Consider the following 25,072-nt stretch of genomic DNA (forward strand, 5'->3'; position numbering starts at 1 on the left):
TCTATATAAATGGTACTTAATACATCTATCATAGTTTTCCTTTTTCGGCAAGTTCTAAATATACCAACACATACATTGCATGGGACCAGGTAAGCGGAATTACCCAGGCAGGTTCTCCCGTGTCTTTATTGACCTGTTCCGGGAGTAATCCCAGGTATGTTTTATGCTTTACAGCCCATTTTAGATATTCCTTTGCTTTATGGTAATTTTCCACCTTAATATGGTAAAGGGCCAGCCATAAAGTAGTCAATATCCATGGATTTCCCCCCATATATCCATCTGTCTCATAACGCCGTATTCCACCCGCCCCATGGGAAGTGAGGTGTTCTTCAACAGCTCTGGCTGTGCTGCTAACCCTTTCATCTTGGTATTCAAACACCTCAAAGGGTACAGCAACTCCTAAAAGGCTAACATCTACCATAATATCCAATGCAGACACCCATTTTTTATATCCCTTCGGATTTAGAACAATTTCTGTTTTACCGCCATGCCCTTCAAAGCCCCAGCCCTCAACACTGGAGTTCACACCTCTATAAAACCTGTTCTGTTCCTTATTCCATAGTATTTCTTCCATAGATTTTTTTATATTCAGTGCAGCTTCTTTCCACCTTGCACTGTTGAAATCCTGTTTGTTCAAAATTTTATCTATCTCCACTGCTGCCATCAAACCTGCATATACAGCCGCTGAAGAATAGGTATGCTGCCCTATCCTTTCTTCCCATAAATCATAGGTTGCCTTAGGGAGATTATTCTCTTTGTTAATAAAACCGGCTAAAAAATCTGCACCTTTTTTTACAGAATACCATACCCACTGGAGAAATGTTTTATCTTTAACAATATAATAATGCTGTAACATTCCCCATAAAATTGTTCCTGTTTCATCTATTTGCAGTCCCCATGAAGGAGCAAGATTTCCATCTAAAAAGTATCTTTGATACCATGAACCATTTTCTCCCTGGGCATTTACTGCCCATTGATAAAATTTCTCCACAAGGTTGGTATATCCCGCACGGTCTAAGGCTGAAGTGATAAAGGCCGCATCTCTCGCCCAACAATAAGCATATCTTCCACAGCGGGTAAAATGTTCATCTACTTCCGGTGCAGCTAACAACCCTCCACTCATTTCATCACTCATTAATTTGAACACCAGTAAGGAACGGCGGTATAATTCATCTAAGTCACTTGAACCGGTACTTACTTTTTTACCACCATCAAGATAATTTAACCAGTATCGTTTTGTATCTTCAATAAGCGAGTAAACATTCTGACTTTTTACTTTTAAAACTTTTCGGGTGCATTCTTTTAGTGTATGTGCACAACAAATATATAAACTGACTGCCTTTTTATCTGACGGTTGAAACCGTCCCAACTCCCAGGCTTGAACAGCCGAACCGCTCATTCCTATATCATCTATTCCATAAAATTCCGAACGTACTGCTGCATTATATGGATCATTTGTTATCTGATAATCTACAACTCTGCTGCTTCCAGCAATAGCAAAATAATAACTATGCCGGTAATGTATCAAACAATCCAGTTCAAAATCAAATAAGGTGCTTCTCAAATCAGTGGTGTTAGATATAAAACTGGAAAACGCCAATAGATTAATATTTTTCTCCTGTCCGCTTATATTCTCTATCTCAATATGACGGATTAAAACGTCTTCTTCAATAACAGCAAAATCAATACATGTTATCTTAAAACCTATTTCCCTGCTTAAATATAAAGTTTTTAACATATTAGTATCCTGGATATATTGCTGCTCACGTTCCCATCCATCACCCTGCAGCCATCTTGTACTATAACTGCTGCCTGGAATATATATTCCAAGTTGAAAACTTTCTATGTGCTGGGGGTAATCGATATGAGGCCAAAATAATCTAACCAGTTCACCCTTCCTGTCGATACAGCCTAGAACCCGCGAATTCCCAATTACGGCATCATTAAAATAAGTTTTCATCCCATTCCTCCTACACATTTCATTGTTGCTGACCTATAAATCCTGATATTTCTAAATGGGCGTATATTTTATATTTGAAGAATATTATGGAAAGAACGTTGTAAAAAGGCTTAGAGCCTGTTAATAATATTCTTCAAATATATTAAATGCACCCTTTCTAAACATTATTGCAATGCATTTATATTATTTTATCATACATTGTATAACTAAATTCTATAATCGCAACATATAAATTAATTTTTACATCCGTTATGTTGTTAATTTAAGAACATTTTAATATAAACAAGAAAATTAGCTTAATAAATTTGATATAGATATATATAATCAAATTATTATTTGCAAAATTTGATTTTTTTAGCCCTTGCTTTTTTTACTTAAATATTATATCATTTCATAGGATTCGCAGTAGCTTGACACAAAGAAAAATCACTCTTGCGATTATTGTATATTATTTTGTTTGTAAATGTAAGGTATTTTGGGAGGTTAAAAGATGTCTGTTTTAAACAATCATTCTTTATCATACTATTTTAGTTTTTTTGTTCAGATTTTTGTTTTTGTAATAGGCAGTTATTATTTCAGCACATCACTATTTGGCTGGATACAAAAAAAAGAAAGGACCACAGGAGATACCCAGCCTGCTAATGTGTTTGCACTTGTTATACCATCTCATAATGAAGAGAAAGTCATTGGGCATATGCTAGAAAGCCTAAAAAAATTAAATTATCCTGAAGAATTATATGATATTTTTGTAATTGCCGATAATTGTTCAGACAGTACGGCTGCTATAGCCCGCGAGAAGGGTGCCATTGTATATGAAAGGTTTAATGACGTAGAAAAAGGTAAAGGTTATGCTTTGGAATGGATGTTTAATAAAATTTTTGCAATGGAAAAAAAATATGACGCTATAGTGGTTTTTGATGCAGATAACATAGTATCCAATAACTTTTTGCTGGAAATGGATAAACAGTTTAAAAAAGGCCATAAAGCTGTTCAAGGATATATAGATAGCAAAAATCCTTTTGATTCATGGATTACTTGCTGCTATTCAATTGCGTTTTGGACAATAAACAGGCTGTTCCAGCTTGCACGGTACAATCTCAACCTGTGCTGTATGTTGTCAGGTACAGGATTTGCCATTAGTACGGATGTTCTAAAAAAACTGGGCTGGGGCGCTACATGTCTTACCGAAGATATGGAGTTTACAATGAAATTGGCATTAAACAATTATAAAGTATCCTGGGCACATAATGCAATTGTTTACGATGAAAAACCTTTAACGCTTTCCCAATCATGGTTGCAGCGTAAAAGATGGATGCAGGGACATGCAGACGTAGCCAGCCGCTACTTTAAACCTTTAGTCTTAAAAGCCATAAAAGAAGGGGACATTGTGGCATTAGACTGTGCTATTTATCTCTTGCAGCCGTTGAGAATTATTGCGGTAGGTATTATTATGTCCTTGGCATTGCTCCAGAACTTTTACCCTCATGGCAAACTGGGTGTCTTTTATATAAGATACTTATTTCCTAACGCCATAATATGGGATCTGTTTGTAATAGCTCAATTTATTTATGCACCGTTTGCAATGGCATTAGAGAAAAAATTAAACTTTAAAGTAATGTTGGGGTATTTGATTTATCCCTATTATGGTCTTACATGGATACCTATCACTATCCACGGAATACTGGACAAGAATAAGAAAGAGTGGTTCCATACCAAACATACCCGTCAAATTAGTATTAGTGAGTTAGAAAAGGCATAAAAATGGGGCAGACACACGGGTCTGCCCCTATATTATTATTTATGTCAAACTACTTCAAAACGCTGCAGAGACAAAAATTCCTGCCCTATCTTTTAACATTTCTCCCGGCAAGTCCGCAGGCGGTTTATAGTTCATAGTTCACTGCTCACAGATAGTTATCTTTTCTGTGAACCGTAAACTATGAACTAATATTCCATTAAATCAGTATCATCCCGAGCACTGCCGAACTAACAACAGCTATTATAGGATTCATTTTAAATTTCTTTGCCGCAATTAAAATAATAATAAAAATCAAAAACGCTCCAGGTTCTATTCTAATGCCTTCTAATAAGTTAACAAATTTTCCTGTCAGCATATATTTTATTCTTTCAAAAGGAAGTTTATCCTTGAAGATTGACATTTCCGCAAAAAATATGACTGCTGAGCTTATCAAACCAATGGTTACCGGCCGTATTCCCTTTAGTACCGCCTCCACCATGTAATTGTCTTTAAACTTTGCAAAAAATCTTGCGATTAATAGTACCAGAATAAATGATGGGAGTGAAACTCCCAGAGTTGCAAAAACTGAGCCCGGTATCCCTGCCGTCTTTGTCCCTATATATGTAGCTGCATTTACCGCAATAGGCCCCGGGGTCATCTGGGAAATCGCTACTATATTTGCAAATTCTCTAGCTTCTACCCAACCGTTTGCCTGTATTTCCTCTTGTATAAGAGGAATCATTGCATAACCTCCGCCAAAACTAAATAAACCTATTTTAAAAAAAATCCATAATAATTTTATATAAATCATTTGTTATCCCTCCACGCTCCGAATCTTGCCTCTTCTTCCTGCTAAATCAAGCTTTTTCAGTGGCTTCGCACGGTTCCTCCGCCGCATAAAAATCCTATACGGCAGACGAACCGTATGCTATAAATCCTACAATTCCACCAAAAACGATAATTAATATTGCATGAATATCAAAAATAACGATAGCAATAAAAGCTATTACTGCCAGTATAACTCCTAATTTATCTTTAATTGCTGCTTTTCCCAGCTTCAAGGCTGCAAGTCCGATTAATCCTACAACTCCAGCCCTTACCCCTGTGAAGGCCTTTTGAACATAAATATTATCCTGTATATTGAATAGAAGAAATGCAATAACTAATATAATAAGAAAAGACGGCAATATTACGCCTAAAGCTGCAACTATAGCACCAACCAGTCCGCCTACCTTATAACCGATAAATATTGATGTATTAATGGCAATTACGCCGGGAATAGATTGGGAAATAGCAAATACATCCACAATTTCTTTTTCTGTAACCCATTTTTGATTGTCTACTACTTCTCTCTCTATCAAAGGAAGCATTGCATAGCCTCCTCCAATGGTAAAAGCGCCAATGCGAAAGAAAATAATGAACATTTTCCAGAGTGTCTTTAAACTAGCTTTTTTCATAATAACATCAGTCCTTTGCTTTTTTAGTGAGGAGTGGGGAGTGAATAGTGAGAAGATAGCTCCGCCATAGCATCCGCCATATCCAAATTAAAATCACCTTAATATTCTAACACAAAATACAAAAAATAAAAGACCCTATCTCATGATAGAATCTTTATGCTCTTCCAATCTTGTATTTTCATCAAACGAACCGTTCTAGACCGCTGAAAAAGTGCGTCAATTCTTAATTCAAAAAACTTTTCACTATCCACTTCTCACTACAACGTATTAAAATACTTCATCAATGCAATATATATACTCCATGCAATCTTTTTCTGATATTTATCTGTTTGCAGAAGTCTCTCCTCTTCCGGGTTTGATAAAAAGCCGCATTCTACAACCACTGCCGGAATTGGAGGATCACGGAGCAAATAAATATCACTGGTTGCTGGTTTGGCTTTTCTCGTGTTTCCATTATCCAATACCTCGATGAGTTCTTTTTGGATAATTTCTCCCAGTACTTTACTCTGTTCATTGTTAGTAGCATAAAATACCTGGGCACCGTAATATTTTGACTGTTCAAATCTATTTAAGTGAATACTTATAAATACATCTGCCTGACTTTCATCTATAATTTTTTTACGGTTTTTTAGATCAGAGTTTTTCTTTGCCCTTATCGTTTCTTTATCAGAATCATGGATCGAATTATCATCTGCCCGCGTGAGTACTACCATTCCTCCGCTTTGCTCTATTAATACCTGAAGTTTCTGTGCTATTGCAAGATTAATGTCTTTTTCAAGGACCCCTGTTACTGTACCTGAAGCTCCTCCATCGGGATACCCATGGCCGGCATCAACAATGATTATCCTGTTGGATGTAGGAAGTGCTATTGTAGGAACTTCAGTTTCGGAGTAAAGATTAAAAATCATATAAGATAGAATACACATAAGGATTATGAGTAAAAGGTTTGTTCTTCGAACCATCAAGATCACAGGCATATCACCTCTATTATTAAGCTTTATATTATTACTATTCCTATTAAAGAGGGGATATGCCTATTTTGTTAACTCTTTTTATTATGATTTGTATTATTTTTATTTGCAGTCCTATTGAATAACATAGCTATTTTTTCTTGTATGCTAAAATTGTACATCCCTGCTAAATATCCTAAGAATGAAGCTAAAGGAAGCACCAATACCACTAAGGCAAATACCCATGGAAAAGTTTGACCGTAAGTTTCAAAGAAGCCTAAAAACATAGACATCCATACTCTATATATAGGATTTATAATATCGAAGTTCAAACTTCCAGATCGGGCAATAAAAAATAATACAGCAAGTATTATTGTTATAATTGAAGCTAATAATCCAAACAAAGCACCTTTCAACACATAGGGCTTTGTAGTACTATAGGGTTTACTATCTTTATGCGCTACTTGCCATACATCTGAATAGATAAGTAAGAAATAAAGCACAGAAATGATACAGCTAAAAATTAACAGCCCGTTTTCCTTTTGAATAAGCCAGCCAAACACAGGCATAAATACAAGCGTCAGTATCACAAATAATACATGGCTCCATAATAATTTGATAGATACTCTGATATACTGATTCATAAATACTCCCCTTATCCCCTTCTTTGGTCTTTTATCCATACACTTCCCTGTACACTTTTGGCTTTTTTCTTTACTTCAGCGGCAATTTCAGAAACTTGAAGCGAACTGAATAAAGTCCGGTGTTCATTGGTAACAATAGCAATAGAAATACTCATTACCGGAAATTTCATTTGATTACCTAATCGGTCCGTAGTAACGATATATCCCCGTTGTATATCCTCTTGTGTGTATAGGTCCAATATTTTTTTGTCAAAATCAGTTATAATCCCTTCTGCAATCTTTTCTGCATTTTCAGGTACAGTAACGACTACGAAATCATCTCCACCAATGTGACCTATAAAGTCTTTACCGTTAGAAAATAAATTGACATTATCCTGTAATATATCGGCAGTTAGCTTTATTGCCCTGTCTCCGCTGGCAAAACCATATACATCATTATAAGCCTTAAAGTTATCCAAATCAATATATAGTACGGCAAACAACTCCTTGCGCGCAATCCGGCTGTTGATTTCAGCCTGTATCTCAACATTGCCCCGTAGCCCTGTAAGAGGGTTTGCCCAACGGTTTCTGTCAATTCTCTTTAAAGTATTTCTTACCCTGCTAAGGAGTTCCCGTGGATTGAAAGGTTTAGTAATATAGTCATCTGCACCAAGCTCCAGGCCTTTCAATTTGTCCTCTTCATTATCTTGAGCCGTTAGGATAATAATGGGCATAAGGTTATTACTTTCATCATCTCTTAAAATTTTACAAACCTCAAAGCCGCTCATCCCGGGCATTACGACATCAAGTATTACCAAATCCGGCTTTTCTGCCCTTACTTTAAGTAATCCTTCAGCTCCTCCTGTCGCACTAGTAACATCATAACCAGCATTTTGCAGGATATCTGATATTAATTTAATCATAAATGGAGTATCATCAATAATTAGTATCTTTTTTTTAAACATAGCAACGCCTCACATTTTGGGTAGGCAATTTCTTGTAATCACTTTACTGTTATACCACTATTTCCCATTATATATTAATTATATATTAATTATATATCATATGCAATAAAAACTGAATAGAAAAATGTAAAAACATCAGGAAATTTTTAGAAAATAAAACAAAACCAAAAGTAATATATACTTCTGGTTTTATGTAAAACATTTGGAGGCGCCACCCGGATTTGAACCGGGGAATAAAGGTTTTGCAGACCTCTGCCTTACCGCTTGGCTATGGCGCCATAAACACGGCATCATTTAGTTTTGTCAATCATATATGCTACCATTCATTTTATAATTACGTCTACCGATACTTCAAAAAATAAAAGACCTCATGTGTCCTTTACTTTATTGGAGCGGGAGACGGGATTCGAACCCGCGACGTTCACCTTGGCAAGGTGACGCTCTACCTCTGAGCCACTCCCGCAAATATTTAATTAGGTAATGGTGCCTCCGGGCGGAATCGAACCACCGACACGGGGATTTTCAGTCCCCTGCTCTACCGACTGAGCTACAGAGGCATATATGGCGACCCAGAAGGGGCTCGAACCCTCGACCTCCAGCGTGACAGGCTGGCATTCTAACCAACTGAACTACTGGGCCATACTTTAATTTATGGTGGGCACAATAGGGCTCGAACCTATGACCCCCTGCTTGTAAGGCAGGTGCTCTCCCAGCTGAGCTATGCGCCCTTACCGCTTTTCACTTATCTGTCGTGTTCAGCGACAGATATTAGTATACAAAAGAATAGACTTAAAGTCAAAATAATATAAGCTCATTAAATCTAAATAATATAATTTATAATCTAAAATCTTTATTTTTCTCATTTTTACTAATCATATCATTATATATTAATATTCATTTATAGTTCACAGCTCACAGATTTACTACCTTATTGATTGCTGTAAACCATGAACTATATAAATTGCATTAAAGATTTTACATAACTGGTCAGGAATGCGACATGGGAACAGTTCCTCAGTCATCTAAGGTCCAGGGGACACACCTCGTGCCGAGGAATGTCCCCAATTAATGCATATGCGACAGACGAACCGTCCCCAAGCCGCATTCCTTCTTTGTGCTCCAATGTAAATTCTTTAATACAATACATATAAAATCCATATGTTATTTACCTCGTACTTTTCTCTAATAACGCTCCTAGTTCACTTTTATTAAAATGATAAATTTTATTGCAAAAATGACAGGTAAGTTCTGCTTCTCCCTGTTCTTCTATTATATCTTCCAGTTCTTTTTTCCCCAGACTGATGAGGGCACGTTCTATCCTTTCCCGTGAACATCCGCATTCATATCTGGTATCTATCTTTTCAGAAATATTCCATTCAAAATCTTTAAGTATTTTTCCCAATATATCTTCGGCATTCATACCTTCTGATACCATACTGGTAACAGGTGAAAGTTGTGAGATAACATTTTCCAGTTTTTCGGCAACTTTATCATCAGCCTCCGGCATTAATTGTATAATAAAACCCCCGGACGCTTTAACAGACAAATCAACATCCACCAGTACTCCTAATGCAACTGCTGAAGGAGTCTGTTCTGATCTTGCATAATACAGTGTTAAATCTTCAGCTATTTCCCCGGTTGCCAGAGGTACTTGTCCTACATAGGGTTCCTTTAGGCCTAAATCCCGTATAACACTTAGATATCCATTGCGGCCTATTGCTCCTCCAACATCTAATTTACCATTAGGTTTTAAAGGTAATTCCACATGAGGATGATGTACATAGCCTTTGACATTTGCCCTGGAATCTGCAACAGCTACAACTCCTCCCAGCGGACCGTCACCTTTGATTTGAATAGTAAGTATATCCTGTTCGCCTTTTAACATGGCACCCATCATGGCAGCGGCAGTAAGTGTTCTTCCTAATGCCGCAGTTGCAATAGGATAGGTATTGTGTATTTTTTGTGCTTCATTTACTAGATTGGTAGTAATTGCTGCAAAAGCTCTAATTGTACCATCCGTTGATAATGCTCTAACAATATGATCAGGCATGATTGTCCCTCCAGTCCCTATTCGTGCTGAGTGAGGAATGGTAAATATATCGCTAATTACTGCCCACTATCCACTCCTCACTATTTTAGTATTAAAAAATCCCCTGTACAATTATAAATTATACGGGGGATTTTTGGCTACTTTATTTTTTCATTATCGAACATATATATGATAAACTCTAACGTATTTCTAGAATAATTATACCCTAGTTACATTAGCAGCTTGAGGTCCTTTTGCTCCTTCGATAACTTCAAATTGTACATTCATTCCTTCTTCAAGGGTCTTGTAGCCCTCCATATTAATTGCTGAGAAATGTACAAATACGTCTGTTCCAGCTTCACTTTCAATAAATCCATAACCCTTCTCAGCATTAAACCATTTTACTTTACCTTTTTGCATTTAAAAAATACCTCCTAAAACTTTATGACTGTAGTTAAAAAATTCCTTTAACTACTTTCTACAGTCTACCATACAGTGATACCTTTGTCAATCACTTCGTTTGGCTATAAAGAAGACCCTTTCGCTGTTTTCCAACGGCTTATTAAAAGTAAATTGTTCATAGGCATCTAAAAATTCTAATCCAGCCTCTTTTAGACATTCCTTAATGGTAGAAATACTGTATGCTCTTTCCTGGTGAATTTCATCCACTCTGCTGTATTTTTCTCCCTCTTTTACAAAAAAAGTAAGATAAAATTCACATATTTCAGTTTTTTTGTTAAAATTATTTTCCCACACATAAAAAATTTCATTCTCATCTACAACAAATGTATTATTTCCTAAAATCTTCTTTAACTTATAATAAGAATTTGTATCAAAAATAAATAATCCCCCAGGGTTGAGATAATTTCTTACCAATTTAAACATTTTGATTAGCTCTTTTTCTTGCAAAATATAATTAACGCTATCCATCAAGCAAAGGATAACATCAACTGTACCGTACAATTCAAACTCTGTCATATCCTGATGAAGATATAAAATGTCTAAATCCATTTCTTTTGCTTTAGGCACAGCTACATTTAACATGTCCTCAGATATGTCTATGCCTATCATATCATAACCCCGCCGGGCCATTCTTGTGCAGATATTTCCTGTTCCACAGGCCAATTCCAGAACAAGATTAGGTTTCACATTATATTTTTTAAATATTGCTTCGATGTAATCCACCCACTGAGCATAGTCGACATCATACATCAGCCTGTCATATATATATGCAAATCCTGAATAACTTGTTGTCATTTGTTCTCCCCAGCATTCTCACCAGATATTCTTTCCAGCACCGTTTTATAGCCATCAGCCCCATAGTTTAGACAGCGGTTTACCCGGCTGATGGTAGCCGTACTGGCTCCGGTTTTATTTACGATATCGGTATATACATGGTGCTCTTTCAACATTTTTGCTACCTGCAGCCGCTGGGCCATTGCTTTTATTTCAGAAATAGTACATAAGTCCTCAAAAAAATTGTAACATTCTTCAATATCTTTTAAAGTAAGAATGGCTTTAAAGAGTTCATCGGTATGCTCATCTCTAATTTTTGAGTTCATTTACATCACCGCACCTTATTTCTTATAAATAATGTATTGCCTAGCTTGGCTCCGGCACACGCACCAACCAAGTCACATTTTGCCCTTAGTACAAAAAAAGTCTTATCTCCTGCCAGACTGCTTCCTTCGAGAGATTCAAAGTTCGCCTGTCCTTTCGAAATGACTATATCCGCTTCTTCAAATTGGTCTAAAAATTCTTTAGAACACCTATCGATATAAACACCCATAAAGTTGCTGCCATTGGTAATTACCTTTGCAAGTTCTATCATACCAACCTCAACCGCATCAATCATGGTAGAATCATTTAAAATAGGTCCTCCCTTTACAGCATATATAATTTCCTGGGCATACTTCTTTAACTGCAATACTAAAAGCTTATCAAATACAATCTCCCCACTATTATCACCAAGAATCAGTATTTTTTTACATGTAGCAAGCTTCTGTTTAAAATCGTCATAGTCGCACAAGTCAAATTCTTTATCGGTAATTTCCCTTAAAGCCGCATGAATATCAAAATCCGGCATAATGCCCATATCTATTACATTTCCGGCTACTGCCACCTTAAATGCTGTCAGCAGAGGATCTGTGGAATTATTAATAATGCCTTCCACCTTATCATACAAGCTGAATGCCAGCCTGTTGGATTCCTCTTTAGCCTGTCTGAACGGATCTTCCATATCCATTGCTTTATATGCTTCCAGCAATACAATAGATGAATTCTCAGCGGGTGAAGCATTGATGTCCAATGTAGGAATAATTTTAATCACCTGGTTTATCACTTCATTATATTTTTCTTTAGGATAATTTGCAGCTTTTAATGTAGATATGACCTGTTTTAAATAACAGGGTACACATTCTATTTCAACTTTCATACTTTGACCTCTTTCTATATAATCATTCACGGTCTACAGATTCCTACCCACTACGAGATATTTTATCACACTAAAGTATTAAAGTAAATATACTACTCTTTCGTCAAATTCGCAAATGCAGCCATCAAATTTTTAGTCCCGATGCTTTCAAATGCAATTTCTAATTTTACATCATTTCCTATAGGCTGCGCACCTATCACCATGCCTTTACCGAATTTCCTGTGGATTACAATGTCTCCAACATTAAAATCCAGTGATGCTTTTTCAGGTTTTGTCAGGGTATTGCCAAGGATACTGCTTTTAGGAATCGTCGGTGTTTTTGTAACCGTATTGCTTTGCTTAAATTCAGTCTCCGGTTTTCCTTCCAGCAACTCACCAGGAATTTCTTCCACAAACCTTGAAAGGCGGTTGTACATGGTGCTTCCAAATAAAGTCCTGCGAAACGCATGAGTTATATACAGCTGTTCCTGCGCCCGGGTAATGCCTACATAGCACAGTCTTCTCTCTTCCTCCAACTCACTTTCATCCATGCTTGAACGATAACCGGGGAATATGCCCTCTTCCATGCCGCACAGGAATACTACCGGAAATTCCAGTCCTTTTGCACTATGCAAGGTCATAAGTACTACTGCATCCTGCTCTTCATCATAATTGTCAATATCCGATACCAGGGACACTTCTTCCAAAAAAGCCTCCAATGTCTTTTGTTCGGAATTATTTTCAAATTCCATGGCAATGGAGATAAACTCTTTCAGGTTTTCTATCCTTGTCTGAGCCTCAATGGTTTCTTCCCGTTCCAGAGCCTCCAAATAACCTGTCTTCTCCAATACTTTATTGACTAACTGGGTAACAGTCAGCTCATCTTTTTCAGCTCTTAACGAGTTTATTAAATGTACAAAATCCATCAGCTTGGCTGATGCTCTTGTTAAAGCAGATATGCTGTCTGCATTGGAGATAGTAGCAAAAATACTTGTCTCTCTCTCATTTGCGATTTCTTCAGCATTTTCAATTGTAGTTTTACCTATTCCTCTTTTGGGTTCGTTAATAATTCGTTTAAGGCTTATATTATCCATCGGATTTTGTATAACCCTCAAATATGCAATCAAATCTTTAATTTCTTTTCTATCATAGAATCTTAAACCACCCAATACTCTATAAGGAATTGCTTCCCTTAGCAGCATATCTTCTATTACACGGGACTGGGCATTCATTCTATACAGGACTGCAAAATCAGAATATTTACGCCCCTTTTGTCCCCTCAATTTTTCAATTTCCTGTGCTATAAACAATCCTTCCTCATGCTCATTTTCTGCACCGAACAAACGAATCATATCACCGGTTTCATTTTGCGTCCAGAGGTTTTTCCCCTTACGCCCATAGTTATTTTTTATTACATGGTTGGCAGCATTTAATATATTCTTTGTAGAACGGTAATTCTGTTCCAATTTTATGGACGTGGCATCCTTGAATTCTTTTTCAAAATCCAGTATATTTCGTATGTTAGCCCCTCTAAACTTATATATGCTCTGGTCGTCATCCCCTACAACACACAAATTGCGGTGTTTTTGCGCCAGAAGACTGACCAGCATATATTGAGAGGTATTCGTATCCTGGTATTCATCCACCAGGATGTATTGAAATTTTCTCTGATAGTACTCCAGGACATCAGAATTTTCATTGAACAACATAACAGTATTCATAATGATATCGTCAAAATCCAGCGCATTGTTTTGACGGAGTTTCTTCTGGTATAAAGTATAGATAGCAGCTATCTTGCTCATCCTAAAGTCACCTTCATAAACTGCAGTAAAGGTCTTCGGGTCCATGAGCTCATCTTTTGCCTTGCTAATCTCTGCCAAAACACTTCTAGGAGGAAAGTTGTCGTCATTTAGCCTTAACTCTTTTAAACAATCCTTTACTACCGTTTGCTGGTCCGCATAATCAAAAATAACAAAACTTCTATCATAACCCAATCGTTCAATATCCCTTCTCAATATTCTTACACAGGCTGAATGAAAAGTGCTAACCCACATGTCATTTACCTGTTCCCCTACGAGGCGCTCCAGACGTTCCTTCATTTCCCTGGCCGCTTTGTTGGTAAAAGTAATGGCCAGTATACTCCAGGGAGCTACTTTTTTTTCCTGTATCAAATAGGCAATTCTATAGGTAAGTACTCTTGTTTTTCCGCTTCCTGCTCCCGCTAAAATAAGGAGAGGCCCTTCAGTACATAAAACCGCTTCTTTTTGTTTATTGTTTAAACCTTCCAGTAATTGCTGCATGTCTTCCACCCTTTCAAACTAAATGCATGTCCATTCTTTACTTTTTATATATTATCATAGATTATGGGTCAAAAAAACCTTTATCTAATGTTTTTTATGTGTCAATTTTAACAGTTAATGAATATATTATATTGAAAAACTTTATGTTTACACAAAAAATCTTTTTGTGTAGCTATCTAAATCAAAGGGAGGAATTTTTTATGTTAACCACAAAGCATACTCATTCACTCAGGTCTACTACCTCTGAATCTAATGGACACTATCATCTAATTACAGGAAGAACTTTACCTGAATACAAATTAGATAGTCACAAACACAGGATAGCAGGGGTGGTAGAAGGGGAAGAAAGATTCATTAAAGAAAAACAATAATAGCATAGAGTATATTCTCTATGCCATTATTGTTTGAATTACTTATTTATTGAATTTTTATATTCTATCTCTATCCTCAGCCTGTCAGCTTTGACCAACGTAATCTCTCAAGTTGGGCAATTGGTCCAGAGTAATTACGTACGGGTGATGAAACACCTTTTTTATATGTTCCTCATTATTCCATTCCTCATCGGTAATAAATTCACCCCACCAGGTACAGAACCAAAGCCATCCGGCCTTCTCACCCACAAGCCGATCAGGATCGGGGATTCCACCGTTCTCCGGCATGGTGATAAGTTTCCTTTCTCCTGCAAACGATACCAGCTCTTTAAACCCTTCAATATTGGGATTGTAGTCTCCTTTTTCATAGTATTTGTCAATACCGACAATATCTACGTAATCGTCTCCCGGATACCAGTCTTTTGCCAGGCCATTGCCGGTAAAAGTCCAAACCCAGATCAGATTGTTTAATTTATATTGGTTTATAAAAAGGTCATACATCAGCCAGTACAGTTCCTTGCAGGGTTCAGCTCCTTGAGCTCCCCACCAAAACCAGCCGCCGTCCGCTTCATGCAGGGGTCTCCAAAGAACAGGGACATGAGCGTCTCTGAGCCTTGCCAGTTCTCCTGCTATAATATCAAGATCATTCATCAGCGCTTGATTTTCCTTTGTTCCGAATTTTAAAGCTTTTGTCAGATCAAAGGAAGTCTCCTTCGTATAAAAACTTTTACTGCCGGGATTGCCACCTATCGGTGAATACCAATGCCAGCAAAGCGTAACAATCCCATTTTTGTTATTATACCAGTCCATGGCCCGTTCTGTAACATCATCCTTAAAGCCTTTCCATCCTTCAATATCCATTGATGAAGAATAATTAAGAAAATCCATACTCCGGATGGCCGGAAGCTTGCCGGTAAGTGCTTGAATACGGTCCAACTCGGACCTATACGGAAATTCCGCTTCATGCTGTCCCGAAAGAATGCGTTTACCGTAAATATCAATAAAATAGCTGATTAGCGCCATTGCTTCTTTTGAAGCATCGGGATTGGCAAGCTTTGTAAGATGCTTTTTTGATATAATCTTTTCCAATTGAAAAACCTCCATAAAGGTTACTTTTGAACTGCACAGTTCGAGAAAACTATTTGTTCCACAGCTGGATCCTTTCTTTTAATAATTTATTGAATTCCTGTTCTAATTTTTGAGCACCCGCAGCTTTTAATTCAGCTAAAAACGCATCATATGCTTTGTCAAAATCAGCTGGTTTTGCCAAAATGGCCTGAGGTAATCTTTTTTTCATGATATCTTCACACTTTGTAAAAATAACCTGCGCTTCCGAATCTCCCGGCAAGTTAATCTGCCATGCGGCTCCCCATGGCTTTACAGGAAATTCATTCCTGGATGGGTATAAATCCATCCACATTTCAACACCATAAGCGGTCAATACTTCTTTCTCTATGTCTGTGTATCCTTCTTTAATGGTTTCTTTGGTAGTCGGAGTATATAATTGTCCTGTCTCATCCGTTGCACCCACTCCTCTTTCAGGAAACGGATAACCATAAACTCCAACACCGGTTTCTTTTGAGAAGTTCTTTTCTCGTCTTGCTCTCTTCTGTTCCTCTGTTAACACACGTTTTCCATTAACAATATTATAGTGTACTCCTTCAATTCCCCAGTGTGTCAAAATCTGCCCTTCATCACTAGCTAGAAAATCAAAAAATTTGATTGCTCTTACAGGATCTTTAACAGTATTGGTAATGCCGATACCCCATCCTGCAGAATAACCTGGACTTTGGAATTCTTTGATTTTTATTCCTTCATTTAAAACAAGCGGATACATTCCATACATTCTCTCTTCTTTTCCGTCCTGCTTTAACGTCATTTCTGCATTCCAGTGATAATTCCAATACGCATCAGCCAATGCAAGAACTCTACCGGATGCAATTTTTGCAATATACTGGTCATATTTTTGAACAAAACTTTCCGGATCCAATAATCCAACGTTGTTCATATGATTGAGCCATCTGAAGTATTCCCGTTCTTCCGGTCTAAAGAAATGAAGAGTTGCTTCTTGAGTTTCCGGATCAACATACCAGTGTCCATCATCAGGCCCGCCGGTTGCAAATACTGCCGGATTTTCTACTCCAATAAAAAGCCGCCAATCGTCTGCAATTAATGATAAAGGTATTGTAGGTTGTCCATCAATGGTGGGATGCTTTACCATATAAGCTTTAATTGCTTCTTCAAAATCTTTTAATGTTTTCAGTTTAGGGAAACCTAATTCTTTCACAACTGCATGCTGGAGCTGAAATCCTTTTTCCGGTTCCCATTTTTCTTCATATACGCCATAGGTACCAAGGACATAAATTGATGGGTCTTCTAAACTATATCGAAGTCTTTTTAAATAATCGCCATATAGTTTTTTAATATTCGGGCCATGTTTTTCAATTAAATCATCTAACTTCAGAAATATTCCAGAGGAAATAAATTTTGTTTGACTTGTTTTCGCAAATATAAAATCCGGATATTCGCCACTGGCCAACATAACTCCTATTTTTTGTTCCGGGTCTCCAACCGGATATTCAATCTTTAATGTAACTCCGGTTTTTTCCTTGATTTTTTGTGCTACCGGACTTTCAAAATTTTCGTAGTTCTCATTTCTGTCGTAACAGAACATTGTAAATTCAATGGGCTCTAATTTTTCTTGTGTATCAGTCTTCTCTTCAGTTTGATTTTCTGCTTGCTTTGTATCATTTTGGGAGACTGCATCTTTTTTTTGACCACAGCCGGCCAACAATGAAAAACAAAGTACATAAACGAGAATAATACTTATTGTTTTTTTTACCTGCATAATATGTACCTCCTAGCTTATTTTTTTGTATATGTTTGTATAACAAGGCGGTGCCTTGCTGATACCATCATTAACTTTTAACAGCTCCTAAAGTAAGCCCCTTTACAAAATATTTTTGCAGAAACGGATAAACAAGCAGTATCGGCACTGTGGCTATAATCGTAATTGCCATTCGAATGGATTCCGGTGAAACCATATTAACCGGCTGGCTGCTATTCAACTGCCGTATTGGCTGGGATTGCCCCGCAGTTGTATTGGCAAGAATTTTCATTAGTTCATACTGCAAGGTAGATAACTCTTCTCTTGAACTGGCATATAGATAAGTATCAAACCATGAATTCCATTGACCAACAGCGACAAAAAGAGAGATGGTCGCAACTACCGGCATACATAAAGGAAAAACAATTTTTAAAAATATCTGGAAGTCGTTAGCTCCATCCAGCTTTGCTGACTCTTGCAGGCTGAAGGGGATTCCATCCATGAAGGAACGAATCACAATAATATTCCATACCGATATCAGCCCAGGCAGTATATAGACCCAAAAGTTATTAATAAGCCCTAATTTCCTTATAAGCATGAAGTCCGGTATCAATCCGCCGCCAAAATACAAGGTTAATACAAATAATAAGGTAAATAGTTGCCTGGCAATAAAATCCCGCCGGCTTAAAGCATAAGCTAACATCATTGAACACAGTACACCTAATAGAGTCCCAATGACTGTTCTTAGCACCGATACTTTAAAGGCATTAGTCAAATTAGAGTACTTAAATATTTCCTCATAGTTTCTTAAAGTAAACACCCTCGGCCACAAATAAATTCCACCTTTAACTGTATCTATGGAGTCATTTAAGGATATTGCCAGAATGTTGAGAAATGGATACAGCGTTATGACAAATACAAAGATCATAACAAGATAAATAAATACATCAAACAATCTACTGCTAATATTTCTATCTCTCATAAACCTCGTCTCCTGCCTTTACAGAATTCTTCCTTCACCGATTTTTTTGGCAAATTGGTTGGCAAACAGCAATAGTGCAATACTTACAACGGATTTAAAAATTCCAATGGCTGTACCATATGAATATCTACCCAACCTGACACCGTAATTAAGGACATAAAGGTCAAGAACTTCCGCATAATCATTTACTAACGGGTTTCCCAGTATGAATTGTTTTTCAAAACCTATATTAATCAACCAGCCAATGCTCATAATCAAAATAACTATAATGGTTGATCTTATCCCCGGTAATGTTATATGCCATATTTGCCTGAACCGTCCTGCCCCATCCACTTTGGCAGCTTCATATAATTCTGTATCTATTCCGGTAATAGCAGCCAAATAAATAATTGAATTCCAGCCCATTTCCTTCCATATTTCCGCAAAAGTCGCTATAAACCAGAATGCCTTTGGCATTGCCATAAACTGAACCGGTTGAGTAATGATTCCAAGAGCTAGCAGGATATCATTCAAAACGCCATCAACAGACAACATCTTGAGAATTAAACTACCTGCAATAACCCACGAAACAAAATGGGGCAAATAAGATACCGTTTGTATTGTTCTTTTGAATGGAATATTTCGAATTTCATTTAACAATATAGCAAATAGGATAGGTGCAGTGAACCCAAAAACCAAACCTAAAAAACTCATACTTAATGTATTTCTCATTACCAAGTAAAACTGCGGCTCCCGGAATAAATCGATAAAATGTTTAAATCCCACCCATTCCTGTTCAAAAAAAGATCTTGCCGGTTTATAATTTTGAAATGCCATTGACCATCCCCATAAAGGAACGTATTTGAATATAATGAGCCATATCAAAAATGGCACTGACATTAGAAATAAATATCTTTGTTCATATATAATTTTAAGATCCCACTTTTTTCTGTACTTGTCTGCATTTTTCCTCTGTAAAACATCCATCTGTATGTTAGGTTGCATTTTCCATCCTCCCACAATAATTTATCTACTTATACAAAACAAACAAATATGTTTAAATTTATTTATGCTTTATTGTGACTTTATTATAACAATTTCCCGGTATGGAAAAAACCCCAAAAAATATATCTTATTTCATATAAATATTGTACTTTAAAGGTATTTCACATTCTTTAAGATATTCTTTCATTATAGAATTCTCTTTTACATATTTCTTTTTATATACTCATTTTTTCAATTTCTTTTTATAAACAGAGGGAGATGTTCCTGCATATTTCCTGAATTTACTGTAAAAATAATCTGTATTTCGATACCCGACTCTTTCACTGACCTCGTATACTTTTAAATCTCCTTTAAGTAGTTCTTTGGCTTTATCAATTCTTATTCGATCCAAATAATTATTGAAGTACTCTCCAGTAAAATTTTTAAACATTCTTCCCAAATAGGCACTATTATAGCTGAACACATCTGCAAGAACCTTTAATTTTAAATCTTCATTGTAATTCCGTTCAATGTAATCTAATATTTTTTTCATAGTACTATCTGCCCTTGATTGGTCCAATTGTTCTGAAATCCTTTCAAATTCCTCAAGGATATAACGGTGCAAATCCTGAATATTCTTTTTGCTGTATATTTCAGCTGCCACTTGTTCGTAGGGTATTAAAAAATCCTTGCCCCTTTCATGTTTTATTTTTAGCTTATTGGTTATGAGCGAATATACATTCATATAATTAATTTTAATCTTTTCTTCTACTTCATGATAGCTTATAAAGTTTCCCTTCAAGTTGTCCAGTATATCTTGTATACTTTTTTTATTATTCACGTCAATTGCAATATATAGCTTTTCAATAAGTTCAACTATATGCAGTTTATTTATATTGTCCGTTTCATGCGCTTTATATCTGTTTCTTATTTCCTCATCCATGAGAATTTTTTCAGGACCATATAAAAATTTTTTATCCAATAATTCTTTAGCAGTTTCATAGGAAACTGGGATATCAATAATGTTTTTAACCTTCTTCCCAACAGCTATAGTGACATCAATATCAATCGTACTATTAAGCTTTTTCAGTAATTTAGTAAATGGGGTACTGTTTCGCTTATGATGATTATATTTAGATAAAATCCCAAAATTATTGCCTGTTTCAAATACATATCCTAAACCATATTCATCAACTATTTCAGTAATATCACTTCTTATGTTGTTTCTTACCTTATTGCCTGCAGGATGAGTACTTTGAAGATTAATTAATATGACTTCATAACTGTCCCATATTAAATCCAAATGGTAAGTTTCCATACATATAGAAATCAATTCCATGTTCAGTTCCCCTAAGACTAGGTTTTCAATAATCTTGTCCTTTGATAAGGAAACACTCTGCGTAAACATCTTCTTCGTTTTTTTGTCAGTGTTAATTTCCTCATAAACCTCTTTTACCTTTTTGGCTAATTCATCCTCATCAATGGGCTTTAATAAATAAGCATTAACTCCAAATTCAATGGCTTGTTTTGCATACTCAAATTCAGAGTATCCGGATAAGATAATAAATTTACACATGCAACTGAGGTTTTTCGACTCTTGAATCATTTTTATACCGTCCATACCGGGCATTTTTATATCAACAATAACCAAATCCGGATGTAATTCGAGAATTTTCTTCAAGCCGTCTTCACCATCCACTGCTTCCCCACAAATGTAAAATTCATATTTCCCCCAATCGATGATGGTTTTAAGCCCCTCTCTTATGGCTGGCTCATCGTCAACTAATAATACTTTTAACATACAATCCCCCGCCTTCTGACTTCTGTGGTAATATGATTTCTACTTTTGTACCTTCATTTAATGCACTTTCAATTCGAATTCCATATTGTTCTCCGTAATATAATTTAATCCTCTGGTGGACATTCGCTAGTCCAATATGCTTAGTATTCATCTCATTCCTGTTATTCATGGACCCTAATATGGATATCAATCGACTTTGCGTCATTCCTAGACCGTTATCTAAAACAGTTATGACTAAACAATTGTCTAACTCCTTAACATCAATAATAATTTCGCCATTACCTTTTTTATTTTCAAGGCCATGAACAAAAGCATTTTCTACGACTGGCTGAAGAAGTAATGGAAGTATAGTATAATTCTCAATATTGATATGAATATTAATTTGATAGGTCATTCGATCATTAAATCTAAACTTTTGGATTTCCAAGTAACTCCTAACAAGATTAATCTCATCTTCTAGGGGAACTGCTTTATTTGTAACTTCCAGATTCTTACGCATAATTATCCCAAACATTTTTACAATACGCGCAATTTCATTTTCTCCCCTGCTGTGGGCTTTCATTCTTATTGTCTCTAAAGCATTATATAAAAAATGAGGGTTAATTTGACTGGCCAGCATTTTAAATTCAATCTCTTTTTGCTTAATATCCAATTGTTTTTTTTGCAGATTTGCTTCATATACCTCATATATCAATTTTTTGATACTCCTTATCATGTGATTCAAATCTGCAGATAACTGTCCGATTTCATCTTTTCCTTCAACAGTAGAATAAGTATTAAAATCTCCCGAAACTACTTTATGCATTTCCTGACTTAATATGCGAATCCTTTTACTAATCCCGTTGGAAAAAATAATAATCAAAACCAGGGCCAGTACCAAGTTTATTGTTATAATCTGAGCACCCAGTAAAAGAATTTCATTTGCATCTTTTACAATATTTTCAACCGGAATAACGGAAACAATTTGAAAGCTGCTAATACTATTTTCCGGACAAAATGTCTTTATAATTAATTTATGTGGATGAAGGTTATAATCAATATCTAAGATCTTAGCATCCCATTCTTTCTGATCTGTTTTAATACCTAGCATATAGCCATATTTTCCTGTAAGTTCACCACTCTTTGCAGCTACAATCCTTCCATCTGTACTGATAAAGGTTTCAAAAGGCTCCTGATAAAATACAGACTGTAAATAATCCTTGTTCAATTCAATTATTAGAACCCCTAAAGATTTCCCGTCAAAATTCTTAATGACTTTTATCAAGGAGAGAAAATATTCATCTTTTATTTCATCATATGCATAATCCCAAATAAACTTGCCCTCGTCATCATAGGCTTTTTGATACCATTTCAGACTTTCTGTTTTTGACGTTACTTTCATAAACTCCCAATTTTCAAGCAATGTAATATTTTTCGAATAAATTCGTATGCTTTTGATTTGGGGATAAAAATAAAGATATTTCCGTATATCATCATAATTCCAATAAGTCTTTACAACTTCCCAGGTTGATTGATACTGGGTAGACAAAATTTCATGTACATCCTCATCTAAAGAAATCTCTGAAGCAATATTAACTGCTATTCTAAAAATTTCTTCCAATCTTATCTGTATTCTTTCAATATTGGCAGTTGTTTCCTTGATGGTTGAATTTAATGCCATTTTTCTCATTCCATAAGTCAAAATAATGCCTACAATTAAAACAGGTACAATCACAGCAATAATATAAGTTATAATCAGTTTTTTTTTGATTTTTATATTATTCAGTTTATTTATAAAAGTATTAAAAACTCTCATTTTAACAATTCCTTTCAATTTTTACAGAATACCTTTGTATTTTATTATACTATAAACAAGAATACTAAAACAAGTACGTGATAAGTGACAGGAGACGGCTTGAAATCCCTGAAAAACAAAGCACGAGGATGGCTCTAATGCTTCATAAATAAAGCTTTAGAACCATTCTCGTGTTTTTGGTGCTTTTTTGCTATTTTATCAGATCAATTGCTTCTTGAGGCACATAAGTTTTAATCCCGTTATATACGGTTACCCCGTTCATCTTAATGATTGTACCATTCAGCTCTGCAATATTTTTGTATACCGGTAATCTTAGTACGTCAGAATCCTTTGTAACGACTACCACAGGGTTGCTTACATCTGTAGTATCCCATGTTACTGTTGCACCTTTTGCCCTGAAAGCGTCTCCTGCAGACACGAAAAGTTTATTGGTAGCTTCATCTAAATTGACACCCATCATTCTTGCCATGTACTTGGCAATATCAGTGTTATCCACTACACCGGTAAGACGGTCGCCATTCGGAGAATAAATATACAATACCACATCTTCACCAGTATGGCCTCCCGTGGTCCATCCAATGTGCGCTCTCCTGCTGATCATCGGCCCGACGGTATAATTCATGCTTCCTGCCTTTGTTTCTTTGATTTTCTTAATTTCATCTTCTGTTAAATCGGTGATGCCAAAATATTCAGCCATCACTTCTTTGATATTGCTTCTATCTGCATTAAGCTTCTTTTCGATACCTTCACCGGTTAATTTTGCTTTCTTTAACGGATCTATAAACATTGACAGCGGCGCATCATCATATCCTTTTGTTGTTCCTGCATCCCCGATAGAAATTCCACCGTTTCCATGATCGGTTACAGAGATTACTACAGTATTTTTATTACTCTTTGCAAAATCCAAAGCAACCTTGACTGCCGCATCGAAAGCCAGGACATCACTGACTACCCCTACAGGATCATTGGCATGGGCTGCCCAGTCAACTTTGCTTCCTTCTACCATCAGGAAGAAACCGTTTGGATTTTTGGACAGAACTTCAATTGCTTTTTCGGTCATTTCTGCCAGGCTTGGTTCTTTTGACGGGTCACGGTCAAAGTCATAAGCCAGGGATGTAGGACTGAACATTCCCCACAACTTGTTGGCAGTAGAAGCTTTCATCGCTTCCGGCGTTGTCACGTAATCGTATCCAAGGTCTTTGATTACCTGGACCAAGTCTTCTTTATCTTTCCTGTTTGCCGCTTCAATATATTTTGAACCGGCACCTAAAACTACATCTATTCCGTTATAAACCTGCTGCTCGCTAAGTGCATCATAATTGCTCCTGGATGGATAATGGGCTGAAAAATCTGCCGGAGTAGCGTGCATAAATTCTGATGTAGCTACCAGTCCGGTGGCCCTTCCGGATAATTTTGCAGCTTCCAGGATGGTTGCAATCGGTCTTGCGCCTTCACTCTTAGGAAGTACACCAACATATTTGTTATCTGTTTTATAACCAACTGCCAAGGCAGTTCCTCCGGGAGCCGAGTCGGTAATAGCGCCGTTTGCCCAGTAGGTTCTTACCAAACCGCATGCCATTTCATCCAATGCAAGCGGTTGGCCGCCTTTATACCATCTTGCCAGTGTTGTCCCGGCAATACTCATTCCATCCGGAATTAAAATAATAACATTCTTTACGGTCGCCTGTTCTGCGATAGCTGCATTAGAAAATGAAGCTATTACACTTAATACAAGTGCCAGGCAGAGAATAGCACTTAAAATCTTTTTGAAATTCTTAGTCATCTACAAAACCCTCCTCTAAAACTTTTTCCTTTTTTATAATACAAGCCTTTTGTTAGAGGAATATTATAGATTGTTAAGAAAATATTAGTATTTTGTTAAATTTTATGAAATTAAG

21 protein-coding genes and 5 tRNA genes are annotated in these 25,072 nt (G+C 36.4%); 2 read left to right on the top strand and 24 right to left on the bottom strand.

All coding sequences use genetic code 11. The features are described 5' to 3' along the window. Positions 1–28: 28 nt before the first annotated feature. The gene (locus tag CIB29_RS07525) at positions 29–1,960 is read right to left on the bottom strand and encodes a glycoside hydrolase family 15 protein (protein WP_094548359.1); all 1,932 of its coding nucleotides are present in this window, start codon (positions 1,958–1,960) and stop codon (positions 29–31) included. Positions 1,961–2,450: 490 nt separating this feature from the next. On the opposite strand from CIB29_RS07525, the gene CIB29_RS07530 reads away from it, so the two are divergent. Beyond that, positions 2,451–3,719, top strand: a complete 1,269-nt coding sequence (locus tag CIB29_RS07530) for a glycosyltransferase family 2 protein (protein ID WP_094548361.1) — start codon at positions 2,451–2,453, stop codon at positions 3,717–3,719. A gap of 196 nt (positions 3,720–3,915) precedes the next feature. On the opposite strand, the gene CIB29_RS07535 is transcribed toward CIB29_RS07530, so the two are convergent. The 16 genes from CIB29_RS07535 to pcrA form a co-directional block, all read right to left on the bottom strand. Next, the gene (locus tag CIB29_RS07535; protein ID WP_094548363.1) at positions 3,916–4,509 is read right to left on the bottom strand and encodes a chromate transporter; all 594 of its coding nucleotides are present in this window, start codon (positions 4,507–4,509) and stop codon (positions 3,916–3,918) included. Positions 4,510–4,603: 94 nt separating this feature from the next. Then, the gene (locus tag CIB29_RS07540; protein WP_198543796.1) at positions 4,604–5,155 is read right to left on the bottom strand and encodes a chromate transporter; all 552 of its coding nucleotides are present in this window, start codon (positions 5,153–5,155) and stop codon (positions 4,604–4,606) included. Positions 5,156–5,412: 257 nt separating this feature from the next. Further along, positions 5,413–6,081 carry an N-acetylmuramoyl-L-alanine amidase CwlD gene (cwlD, locus tag CIB29_RS07545; protein ID WP_242965100.1) on the bottom strand — a complete coding sequence of 223 codons (669 nt, stop codon included), beginning with the start codon at positions 6,079–6,081 and terminating at the stop codon, positions 5,413–5,415. Positions 6,082–6,197: 116 nt separating this feature from the next. Next, positions 6,198–6,749: a hypothetical protein gene (locus CIB29_RS07550; protein ID WP_094548365.1), complete on the bottom strand. Its 552-nt coding sequence runs from the start codon at positions 6,747–6,749 to the stop codon at positions 6,198–6,200. 11 nt (positions 6,750–6,760) lie between these two features. Then, complete coding sequence (locus tag CIB29_RS07555) at positions 6,761–7,693, bottom strand: GGDEF domain-containing response regulator (protein WP_094548367.1); 933 nt, start codon at positions 7,691–7,693, stop codon at positions 6,761–6,763. 203 nt (positions 7,694–7,896) lie between these two features. After that, positions 7,897–7,971, bottom strand: a tRNA-Cys gene (locus tag CIB29_RS07560). A 110-nt stretch (positions 7,972–8,081) separates the two neighbouring features. Continuing rightward, positions 8,082–8,156, bottom strand: a tRNA-Gly gene (locus CIB29_RS07565). A gap of 18 nt (positions 8,157–8,174) precedes the next feature. Next, positions 8,175–8,250: transfer RNA gene (locus CIB29_RS07570), tRNA-Phe, on the bottom strand. 5 nt (positions 8,251–8,255) lie between these two features. Beyond that, a tRNA-Asp gene (locus CIB29_RS07575) sits at positions 8,256–8,332 on the bottom strand. 13 nt (positions 8,333–8,345) lie between these two features. Further along, a tRNA-Val gene (locus CIB29_RS07580) sits at positions 8,346–8,421 on the bottom strand. Between the two features lie 437 nt (positions 8,422–8,858). Then, positions 8,859–9,743, bottom strand: a complete 885-nt coding sequence (gene hslO, locus CIB29_RS07585; RefSeq protein ID WP_094548369.1) for an Hsp33 family molecular chaperone HslO — start codon at positions 9,741–9,743, stop codon at positions 8,859–8,861. A 198-nt stretch (positions 9,744–9,941) separates the two neighbouring features. Further along, positions 9,942–10,142: a cold-shock protein gene (locus tag CIB29_RS07590; protein ID WP_094548371.1), complete on the bottom strand. Its 201-nt coding sequence runs from the start codon at positions 10,140–10,142 to the stop codon at positions 9,942–9,944. A gap of 87 nt (positions 10,143–10,229) precedes the next feature. Further along, positions 10,230–10,979, bottom strand: a complete 750-nt coding sequence (locus CIB29_RS07595) for a class I SAM-dependent DNA methyltransferase (RefSeq protein ID WP_242965102.1) — start codon at positions 10,977–10,979, stop codon at positions 10,230–10,232. Beyond that, the gene (locus tag CIB29_RS07600) at positions 10,976–11,284 is read right to left on the bottom strand and encodes a YerC/YecD family TrpR-related protein (protein WP_094548372.1); all 309 of its coding nucleotides are present in this window, start codon (positions 11,282–11,284) and stop codon (positions 10,976–10,978) included. The genes CIB29_RS07595 and CIB29_RS07600 overlap by 4 nt, the downstream gene beginning before the upstream one ends. A gap of 5 nt (positions 11,285–11,289) precedes the next feature. Beyond that, the gene (locus CIB29_RS07605; RefSeq protein WP_094548374.1) at positions 11,290–12,156 is read right to left on the bottom strand and encodes a damage-control phosphatase ARMT1 family protein; all 867 of its coding nucleotides are present in this window, start codon (positions 12,154–12,156) and stop codon (positions 11,290–11,292) included. 92 nt (positions 12,157–12,248) lie between these two features. After that, the gene (pcrA, locus tag CIB29_RS07610; RefSeq protein WP_094548376.1) at positions 12,249–14,435 is read right to left on the bottom strand and encodes a DNA helicase PcrA; all 2,187 of its coding nucleotides are present in this window, start codon (positions 14,433–14,435) and stop codon (positions 12,249–12,251) included. Between the two features lie 200 nt (positions 14,436–14,635). Here pcrA and CIB29_RS18520 point away from each other — a divergent pair, with 200 nt between their 5' ends. Next, on the top strand, positions 14,636–14,806 hold the full coding sequence (locus CIB29_RS18520; RefSeq protein ID WP_157910243.1) for a hypothetical protein: 171 nt from the start codon (positions 14,636–14,638) through the stop codon (positions 14,804–14,806). Between the two features lie 84 nt (positions 14,807–14,890). Here CIB29_RS18520 and CIB29_RS07615 read toward each other — a convergent pair whose 3' ends face one another. From CIB29_RS07615 to CIB29_RS07645, 7 genes are all read right to left on the bottom strand, one after another. Then, positions 14,891–15,895: a glycosyl hydrolase gene (locus tag CIB29_RS07615; RefSeq protein WP_157910244.1), complete on the bottom strand. Its 1,005-nt coding sequence runs from the start codon at positions 15,893–15,895 to the stop codon at positions 14,891–14,893. Positions 15,896–15,944: 49 nt separating this feature from the next. Continuing rightward, positions 15,945–17,654, bottom strand: a complete 1,710-nt coding sequence (locus CIB29_RS07620) for an ABC transporter substrate-binding protein (RefSeq protein ID WP_094548380.1) — start codon at positions 17,652–17,654, stop codon at positions 15,945–15,947. Positions 17,655–17,724: 70 nt separating this feature from the next. Next, complete coding sequence (locus CIB29_RS07625) at positions 17,725–18,615, bottom strand: carbohydrate ABC transporter permease (RefSeq protein WP_094548382.1); 891 nt, start codon at positions 18,613–18,615, stop codon at positions 17,725–17,727. An 18-nt stretch (positions 18,616–18,633) separates the two neighbouring features. After that, positions 18,634–19,599 carry an ABC transporter permease gene (locus CIB29_RS07630; protein ID WP_198543797.1) on the bottom strand — a complete coding sequence of 322 codons (966 nt, stop codon included), beginning with the start codon at positions 19,597–19,599 and terminating at the stop codon, positions 18,634–18,636. Between the two features lie 223 nt (positions 19,600–19,822). Then, positions 19,823–21,379, bottom strand: a complete 1,557-nt coding sequence (locus CIB29_RS07635) for a response regulator transcription factor (protein ID WP_094548384.1) — start codon at positions 21,377–21,379, stop codon at positions 19,823–19,825. Then, complete coding sequence (locus CIB29_RS07640; protein ID WP_094548386.1) at positions 21,357–23,174, bottom strand: cache domain-containing sensor histidine kinase; 1,818 nt, start codon at positions 23,172–23,174, stop codon at positions 21,357–21,359. The genes CIB29_RS07635 and CIB29_RS07640 overlap by 23 nt, the downstream gene beginning before the upstream one ends. Positions 23,175–23,364: 190 nt before the next feature. Then, a complete protein-coding gene (locus tag CIB29_RS07645; protein WP_094548388.1) occupies positions 23,365–24,957 on the bottom strand; it encodes an alkaline phosphatase in 1,593 nt (530 codons plus the stop codon). Positions 24,958–25,072 lie beyond the last annotated feature (115 nt).

This window comes from Petroclostridium xylanilyticum, assembly GCF_002252565.1.
Taxonomy (GTDB): Bacteria; Bacillota; Clostridia; order SK-Y3; family SK-Y3; genus Petroclostridium; species Petroclostridium xylanilyticum.

Coding starts and splice junctions, on each gene's coding strand:
- CIB29_RS07525 (WP_094548359.1), bottom strand. CDS start 1,960: ATGAAAACTTATTTTAATGATGCCGTAATTGGGAATTCGCGGGTTCTA.
- CIB29_RS07530 (WP_094548361.1), top strand. CDS start 2,451: ATGTCTGTTTTAAACAATCATTCTTTATCATACTATTTTAGTTTTTTT.
- CIB29_RS07535 (WP_094548363.1), bottom strand. CDS start 4,509: ATGATTTATATAAAATTATTATGGATTTTTTTTAAAATAGGTTTATTT.
- CIB29_RS07540 (WP_198543796.1), bottom strand. CDS start 5,155: ATGAAAAAAGCTAGTTTAAAGACACTCTGGAAAATGTTCATTATTTTC.
- cwlD (WP_242965100.1), bottom strand. CDS start 6,081: ATGTGTATTCTATCTTATATGATTTTTAATCTTTACTCCGAAACTGAA.
- CIB29_RS07550 (WP_094548365.1), bottom strand. CDS start 6,749: ATGAATCAGTATATCAGAGTATCTATCAAATTATTATGGAGCCATGTA.
- CIB29_RS07555 (WP_094548367.1), bottom strand. CDS start 7,693: ATGTTTAAAAAAAAGATACTAATTATTGATGATACTCCATTTATGATT.
- hslO (WP_094548369.1), bottom strand. CDS start 9,743: ATGCCTGATCATATTGTTAGAGCATTATCAACGGATGGTACAATTAGA.
- CIB29_RS07590 (WP_094548371.1), bottom strand. CDS start 10,142: ATGCAAAAAGGTAAAGTAAAATGGTTTAATGCTGAGAAGGGTTATGGA.
- CIB29_RS07595 (WP_242965102.1), bottom strand. CDS start 10,979: ATGACAACAAGTTATTCAGGATTTGCATATATATATGACAGGCTGATG.
- CIB29_RS07600 (WP_094548372.1), bottom strand. CDS start 11,284: ATGAACTCAAAAATTAGAGATGAGCATACCGATGAACTCTTTAAAGCC.
- CIB29_RS07605 (WP_094548374.1), bottom strand. CDS start 12,156: ATGAAAGTTGAAATAGAATGTGTACCCTGTTATTTAAAACAGGTCATA.
- pcrA (WP_094548376.1), bottom strand. CDS start 14,435: ATGCAGCAATTACTGGAAGGTTTAAACAATAAACAAAAAGAAGCGGTT.
- CIB29_RS18520 (WP_157910243.1), top strand. CDS start 14,636: ATGTTAACCACAAAGCATACTCATTCACTCAGGTCTACTACCTCTGAA.
- CIB29_RS07620 (WP_094548380.1), bottom strand. CDS start 17,654: ATGCAGGTAAAAAAAACAATAAGTATTATTCTCGTTTATGTACTTTGT.
- CIB29_RS07625 (WP_094548382.1), bottom strand. CDS start 18,615: ATGAGAGATAGAAATATTAGCAGTAGATTGTTTGATGTATTTATTTAT.
- CIB29_RS07630 (WP_198543797.1), bottom strand. CDS start 19,599: ATGCAACCTAACATACAGATGGATGTTTTACAGAGGAAAAATGCAGAC.
- CIB29_RS07635 (WP_094548384.1), bottom strand. CDS start 21,379: ATGTTAAAAGTATTATTAGTTGACGATGAGCCAGCCATAAGAGAGGGG.
- CIB29_RS07640 (WP_094548386.1), bottom strand. CDS start 23,174: ATGAGAGTTTTTAATACTTTTATAAATAAACTGAATAATATAAAAATC.
- CIB29_RS07645 (WP_094548388.1), bottom strand. CDS start 24,957: ATGACTAAGAATTTCAAAAAGATTTTAAGTGCTATTCTCTGCCTGGCA.